We start from the raw sequence: 6,974 nt of genomic DNA, 5'->3' as shown, positions 1-6,974 counted from the left end.
CAGGAGTCCGTATGTACAGCCAAGACTCAAAGGACAAAGCCCTCGGCATGCTGAGGCTCACCGGCGACGTCGAGAAGACCGCCAGGATGTCGGGCGTGCCCGGCAGAACCCTGCGCCGCTGGGCGGCAGCCGCGGCCAAGCCGCGGCAGAGGTCCCGCGGGGCCAAGTTCGAGCCCTACGGCGGCGAGGTCCGGGGCAAGGCGATGGAGATGGCTCGGGGCGGCGCGTCTTGCAGGGAAATCGCGGAGGCGCTCGGCATCGGGAGCCCCGATGTTGTACGCTACTGGCTGAAAGGCGGCGGAACGAAGGAGGCGCGGATGGACGGTCGGGCAAGGACACCTGAGGGCGACGAGCCGGCATACGCCGGCTTCGAGGGCGGCCTCGAGGAGAGGATTCGGCAGCTCGAGCTGGAGAACGACATCCTGAGGGGAGCCGTCGACCTTTTAAAAGCAGGGAGCCTCGGCTCGATGAGCAACATGGAGAAGGCCGTGCTGATCGACAAGCTGAGGCTGGAGTCCGACCGCCCCTTAAGAGAGCTCACCGGTTCCTTGAGGATCTCGAAGAGCTCCTATGAGTACTGCCGCGCGAAGCTGCGCGCGAAGGACAGGCACGCCCAGCTCAGGATCGATATCAGGAGGATATTCGACGGCGCCGGCGGCACGCGGGGCTACCGGTACGTGCACAACGAGCTGCGGGAAGGCGGCGTCGTCGTCAGCGAGAAGGTCGTGCGCAGGCTGATGGCCGAAGAGGGCTGCAAGGTTGCCTACCTGAAGAGGAAGCGGCGCTACAACTCCTACAAGGGGGAGATATCGGACGCGCCCCCCAACCTGGTGGGGCGCAACTTCCACGCGGACGCGCCGAACAAGCTGTGGCTCACCGACATCACCGAGTTCAAGCTGCCCAGCGAGGAGAAGGCGTACCTCAGCCCGGTCATCGACTGCTACGACGGCCTCGTCGTGGCATGGCGGATCGGAAGGCGCCCGAACGCGGCGCTCGCCAACGGCTCCCTGGAGGACGCGTGCGGGACGCTCTCCCCGGGCCAGCACCCGGTCTGCCACTCGGACAGGGGGTGCCATTACAGATGGCCCGGCTGGATCGGCATATGCGAGGGAAACGGCCTGGTCCGCTCCATGTCGAGGAAGGGCTGCAGCCCGGACAACTCGGCATGCGAGGGCTTCTTCGGCCGCCTGAAGAACGAGTTCTTCTACCATCGGGACTGGAGCGGCGTCGCCGTGGAGTCGTTCATGGAGCTGCTTGACGGGTACATCCGCTTCTACAACGAGCGCCGCAAGAAGCAGTCGCTCGGCTGGATGAGCCCCATGCAGTACAGGATAAGCAAGGGACTAGCCGCTTAGGCTGGTCCAAGGAATTGTCCGCACCCCCTTCCCACTCGGACAAAAAGTGTGTCCGGTTATTGACGTTTTCCCAGGTCGCATGAGGAAATTCACGGCAAAAAGTCACCGATTCCGGGAGGATGCCGTGGATAATATGAAATGCCCGTCCTGCGGAGGGCCCATGAAGCGGAACGGGAGGGCCCCGTCGGGCGCCCAGAGGTGGCGCTGCCGGTCGTGCGGCGCCAGCGCCACGCACTCCAACGACGTGGCCGCAAGGGAGCTCGCGGCCTTCGTCGGCTGGCTGCTCTCGCGCGGGACGCAGGCCGATATGCCGGGGCGCGGCCGAACCTTCAGGCGGAGGGCCGCCCTCTTCTGGCCGATATGGCCGATGCCGGAGGTGGTGGACGAGGTCTTCCGCGTCGTCTACGTCGACGGCATCTGGATCGCGCGCGACTGCGTCGTGCTCATAGCCTGCAGCGACGAGCACGTGCTGTCGTGGCACCTCGCGCGCGCCGAGACGACCGCCGCGTGGCGCTCGCTGCTCTCGCGCATCGCCCCGCCCGACATGGTGGTCACCGACGGCGGCAGCGGCTTCGCCTCGGCGGTCGCGGCCGAATGGCCGAGGACGAGGGTCCAGAGATGCGTGTTCCACGCGTTCTGCCAGGTCAAGAGGCGTACGACGTCGAGGCCCAAGCTGCAGGCGGGCGTCGAGCCCTACGCGCTGGCCAGGGAGCTGCTGCATGTGGAGACGCTCCAGCAGGCCGACTGGTGGGTCGAGCGCTTCATGCAGTGGTGCGAGTTCTGGTCCGACTTCCTCGAGCGGAAAAGCCTGGTCGAAGGCCGCATGGCCTACACCCACCGCAGGCTGCGCGAGGCGAGGTCGGGGCTCGTCCGGCTCGTCAACGCGGGGACGCTGTTCACGTACCTCGACCCGGCGCTGTGCGCAGAGGGGCCGATGCCCGCCACCAACAACAGGATCGAAGGGGGCGTGAACTCCCAGCTCCGCGAGGTCCTGAGGAGCCACCGCGGCCTCACGAAGCTCAAGCGCGTCAAGGCCGTGCTCTGGTGGTGCTACCTGCATGTCGAATGCCCGAAGGCGATGGCGGACACGCTGCGCGAGATGCCCACCGACGCCGACGTCGACCTGCTGAGGGAGCGATACGGCATGAGGGCCGAGGACGCCTCCCGTCCAGAGAAGCGGGGAGAGGGCCTCGTGTGGGAGGAGCTCCACCACAAGACGAGATACCCGTTCCGAAACGAATGAATAATAGGCCCAGACACACTTTTTGTCCTATAGGCCCCTCGAGCCGTTTGGTATACTCTCCTCATGGATGCGACAGTTAAACTTGCAAACCAGATTCGCAGTAGGCCGGGGATGCTTTGGCCCGCCGTCGGCATGGGCCTTTGCGTCGGATGGTTCTATGCTTTTTACAGAGTGTTTATATCAAGCGCGCCCTCTTCAGGCTGCCTGTACTCAACCACTTGCCTTTCCGTAGCGTACTTCCTTGCCTCGGCTGCCACCCAAATCCTCTGGATTCCGCTGGAAAAGAGGTATGGGGGTGTTTATCGATTGCCGATAGTTGCCGTTTGCGCAGCCATGAGCATGCTGGCGGGAGGCGCGTTGACCATGGCGGGTGCGTTGACGGAAAGCGGCTCGGCAACATGCATGGTGTACTTTGGTGCGGTAATTGCCGGGATCGGATCCTCCACAACCCAGCTAATATGGGCCGACGCGTTCGGCCATAGCGAATACGAAAACCCCGAGCTCATGATCGTGGTCGCGCTCTGCGTAGGGGCAGTCGTCGGTCTGGCGGTTCAGGTGCTAGGCAAGGCAACATCGATAGCCTTGATGTTTTTCCTGCCCATGGTGTCGTCCGTGCTGCTCGTACAAGCGGGACGATGGACCTCTTCGCAATCCCCAAAACAAGAGATTACGAGTCCGAAAAGAAAAGCAAGGCAACCGTGGAAAACGTGTATTATTATTTTTACGTTCTGGTTCGTCTATGAATGTTTCCGAGCAATTGTCTCTCCTCGCATGTTTTACGGTCTCGGCATATCACCCTCAACCGTCTTCGCCGTAGGAACCCTCGTTTGCTTCGTCGTCATCGGAACGCTCTTCTGGTTTTCGAGCCGCAACACATTGGACAGCGCATTCAGACTTTCGATTCCCCTTCTCGTTACGGCTCTGTTTCTGGAATCCTGTCTTCCCGAAACACCACTCGTCATTCCTTACCTCGTCGGGTTTCTGGCGAAAGAGCTTGCGAACTACTACGTATGGCTCGTATTGGTCTCGAACATTCGTATGGGAGTCCTCTCACCCGCTTGCGCAATAGGAAGATTCAAGTTTTTCTGCTATCTGGCATCATCATCCGGGGCAATCGTCAGCGTCGCCCTATCAGAGGGCGCGTTTTTCGTTCACGCTTCTTTTGCGATGGCCGTGGCTCTGGTTATCGCGCTTGCCGCATACGCGCCAACATCAATCGACCGCGTTGCGTTCTGCGCCCGCGGAGATCAGGAACAGCCTGTCGGCTCCCAAGAGAACGCACCTTCCGAAGGCCCACTTTTCTCGGAAAACGATGAGCCTAAAGAGGACGGGAGGGCTTGGCGGCAAGAAGAGATGGCGTTGATCAAGGCATTCGAGAGGAAATACAGCCTGTCGGCGAGGGAGGCGGAGATATTCGAGATGCTAATTCGCGGCCGCACCGTCACGTACATCAAAGAGGAGTTGTACATTTCGCGAAATACTGTGAATACCCATGTTCGTCATATCTACAAAAAAGCCGGCGTTTGCTCGAAACAGGACCTTCTCGATTTGTTCGAATCCGAACTACAAGAATGACCTTTGCCATCGGTCCGTACGGGCTACCAACCCAAGCTTGAGGACAATGACGAGGTGAAAACAGGACTCTCGTAAACCTCGTGCGGCAGGGCGGAAGAGGAGAGGACCAGCGCTCCCCTCTCGGCGTCCTGGGTGAACTCGAAGCGGGCGTCTTTGACGGTGCCGTCGGGATGGGTGACGCGCCAGACGCCGCTTCGGCCGTTCTGGGTGACTTCGATAGAGTAGAACTCCAAGGTATGGCTGACCTTGATGTTAAAGCCATCTCTCTCTGGCAAAAGAGGGGGATGGCTGCTCTCTTTAATATACCCTACGCAAAGTCCGTGTCAAAACTGGATCTGCGGCGGTATGCCCTGCGCTCTACAGGTCCATATACTGAATGTACGTCTCGTCCTCGCGAGGCCAAGCATGGCATGTAGTGCACCAGTTGTCCTCTGCTGCAGGAACGGACTGCCCCGTCGAATGGCAGGTACCGCAGCTCAAGCCACTGTTTCCATGCGTTCCCGCATGAGGATTGGAGTCTCCGAGGGAGTCTGTGATCTGGGCAAGAGCTTCGTACGTACCCCCGTGGCAGCTCAAACAAACTTCATTTGAGACATACGGATCCGACGGGGAGGGGTCGTCGTTGACGACTTCTTGCTCAGAGCCGGATTGGGAAGCATCATCTTTCGGATCCGATGCGGCAGGCGAACATGCGGCACAGCACATTATCGTCATGCATGCGAGTGCAAAGCTGAAAATGGGAACTGCAATTTTCTTAATCATGGCTACTCTCCCTTCACGGCATGCTTGGCGGCAACGTAGCCGAAGGTGGCCGCGCGACCCACTGATACCGACGGAAGGTGTCTCGGATATGTTCCCGAATACATGCCGCCCGAGGTGTTTCCTCCGGCGTACAAGCCTTCGATGACGTTGCCGTCGGTGTCAAGGACTTGGCAGTTTTCGTTGACGATTAGGCCGGAGACGGTAACCAGAAGGTCTGCCCTAGTGGTCATAGCGTAGAAAGGACCTTCCTTGACGGGCAGAGCAGCCGCCTGAACCTTGCCGTCGGTAAGAGCGGCAACTACCGAGTTGACGGAAACGAGATCGCGTCTGAACTCGGGATCGATGGGAGTGTCCATCGCAAGATACCCATTCCATTGATCGATGGTGTCGGGAAGAACCCCCTCGGGCAAGCCTAAGGTCTCAGCAAGCTGATCAAGCGTGTCTGCCTTGTAGAGGAACTCTGCATCGAAGTACTTCTTCAGCGCAGCTTCGTCAACACCGTTCATGACGATACTGTCGAAGATGTACCAAGCTCCGCCCGTGAAGTACAGCTGAGCGTTGATGGCGTTTGCCAGGCAATCCTTCTGATGGCTTTCGTTGCAGAAGCGCACGCCACGCTTGTTCACAATCGGCGCCACGGCCATAATCTTCGATTTGATGGACAGGCTGCGTCCGCCGGTCTTATGGAAGCCGCCGTTGAACACCATGGGGGCATGAGGGATGGGGTCCATGTTTGCGCCGACCCTGAGACCCATCATATGGCCGTCTCCGGTCGGGCCGCTGCACGGGCCCGTCAAGCTTGCGGTAGAAAAATCCTCGGGGCGCATCCACGCCTTCATCAGCTCGAAATTGTTCTCGTATCCGCCAGTGGCAAGCAGCACGCCCTTGGAAGCGTTGATTCGATAATAGCCCTCTTCGTTTTTGACGATGGCTCCGGTCACCCTGCCTGAATCGTCTTGAATCAGCTGAACGCCGGCCGTATAGTGACGCAAATCGACGTTAGAGCGGCTTGCGGCCACAGACGTCAAAGCCGCCATGGGGAACATTCCCGTCAGATGAGCGTTCCACTCCACCGGACCGGTAATCTTGAATTTATGCTCAGCTTGGATCGTCACCATGTCATAGCCGGTTTCGGGCTGAGTAGTGTTGTAGATCTCGATATCGTAATCGGACTGATCGAAAATCTCCTGCATATAGTCAATGGTTTCGCCCGAATTATTGATATAGGACCAAACGACATCGGGAAGAGCGCGGAAATAGCCGCTTCGCAGGATGGCGTCCGCAAAGCGAGCGGGATCCACTACGTTTCCGCTTTCGGCCTGCGCCTTCGATCCGTAGCCGCCGATGGATTCCCAGGTGTTACGCCCGCGGGACATCTTCTCGACGCAGATGACGTTGGCGCCCTCGTCGGATGCCTTCAACGTAGCCATAATGCCGCAGATACCCGCACCGATCACCAAGAAGTCGCAAGAATCCGTTTTCATGATCTCGGCTTCCGGAATCTCGCGATCTTCGAATGCCGCATCGCCTTGCAAATACTGCCAATCCTTGTCAATCTTCTTTACAGGAAGGTAGTTGACCTCACCGTCGAAGATGTTCAGATAAGGATTTTCCGCCAAAGTTTTCCCGCTTTCGGCCGGCGTTGTCGGTATGTCCGCAAACGCAGGCTTAATGGAAAAACCAGCAGCCGTTGTAGCCGCAGCTACGCCAGCCACGGCGGCTCCTTTGAACAAATCCCTCCTCGATATGTCCATCCTAGTTCCTTTCTCTCGACCTACAAACTCCGCTTTTCGCACTCGGCCCTCCGAAGAAAACCAAGTACGGAGGTATTCTGCAGCTCGCAGCGAAAGCTAAAAATTGATAATTAGTCGTGATTCAACCGGCGAGAAGGAAAATCACTATTTGTTAGTGATGCTCGACGCGGTCGGGCGACGCAGTCGCCCTCGAGCGGCTTATAGGACAAATAATGTGTCTGATTTTGGGCGTTGGCGCAGGCCAGCGCCCATTTTTTATGGGAAAAGTCATCCGAATCGACTTTC

The 6,974-nt window shown here is 58.9% G+C and carries 6 protein-coding genes; 3 read left to right on the top strand and 3 right to left on the bottom strand.

Annotation, left to right across the window (positions count from 1 at the left end; genetic code table 11):
• From GT590_RS14055 to GT590_RS14045, 3 genes are all read left to right on the top strand, one after another.
• A partial coding sequence (locus GT590_RS14055; RefSeq protein WP_172734678.1) for an IS3 family transposase occupies nucleotides 1-1,355 on the top strand: 1,355 nt, incomplete at its 5' end.
• A gap of 124 nt (nucleotides 1,356-1,479) precedes the next feature.
• Nucleotides 1,480-2,598 carry an IS1249 family transposase gene (locus GT590_RS14050; protein WP_161171188.1) on the top strand — a complete coding sequence of 373 codons (1,119 nt, stop codon included), beginning with the start codon at nucleotides 1,480-1,482 and terminating at the stop codon, nucleotides 2,596-2,598.
• 63 nt (nucleotides 2,599-2,661) lie between these two features.
• Entirely contained in the window at nucleotides 2,662-4,173 is a 1,512-nt protein-coding gene (locus GT590_RS14045) for a helix-turn-helix transcriptional regulator (protein WP_161171187.1), read from the top strand.
• 23 nt (nucleotides 4,174-4,196) lie between these two features.
• Here GT590_RS14045 and GT590_RS14040 read toward each other — a convergent pair whose 3' ends face one another.
• The 3 genes from GT590_RS14040 to GT590_RS14030 form a co-directional block, all read right to left on the bottom strand.
• Nucleotides 4,197-4,406 (bottom strand): hypothetical protein, encoded by a 210-nt coding sequence (locus GT590_RS14040; RefSeq protein WP_161171186.1) that lies wholly within the window; start codon nucleotides 4,404-4,406, stop codon nucleotides 4,197-4,199.
• 124 nt (nucleotides 4,407-4,530) lie between these two features.
• Nucleotides 4,531-4,878 (bottom strand): cytochrome c3 family protein, encoded by a 348-nt coding sequence (locus GT590_RS14865; RefSeq protein WP_368854016.1) that lies wholly within the window; start codon nucleotides 4,876-4,878, stop codon nucleotides 4,531-4,533.
• A gap of 59 nt (nucleotides 4,879-4,937) precedes the next feature.
• Nucleotides 4,938-6,650, bottom strand: coding sequence for an FAD-binding protein (locus GT590_RS14030; RefSeq protein ID WP_161171184.1), 1,713 nt, complete (start codon nucleotides 6,648-6,650; stop codon nucleotides 4,938-4,940).
• Between the last annotated feature and the right edge of the window lie 324 nt (nucleotides 6,651-6,974).

Source organism: Eggerthella sp. BIOML-A1 (assembly GCF_009875595.1).
Classification (GTDB): domain Bacteria; phylum Actinomycetota; class Coriobacteriia; order Coriobacteriales; family Eggerthellaceae; genus Eggerthella; species Eggerthella lenta.
This window is presented reverse-complemented; position numbering and strand designations above follow the sequence as displayed.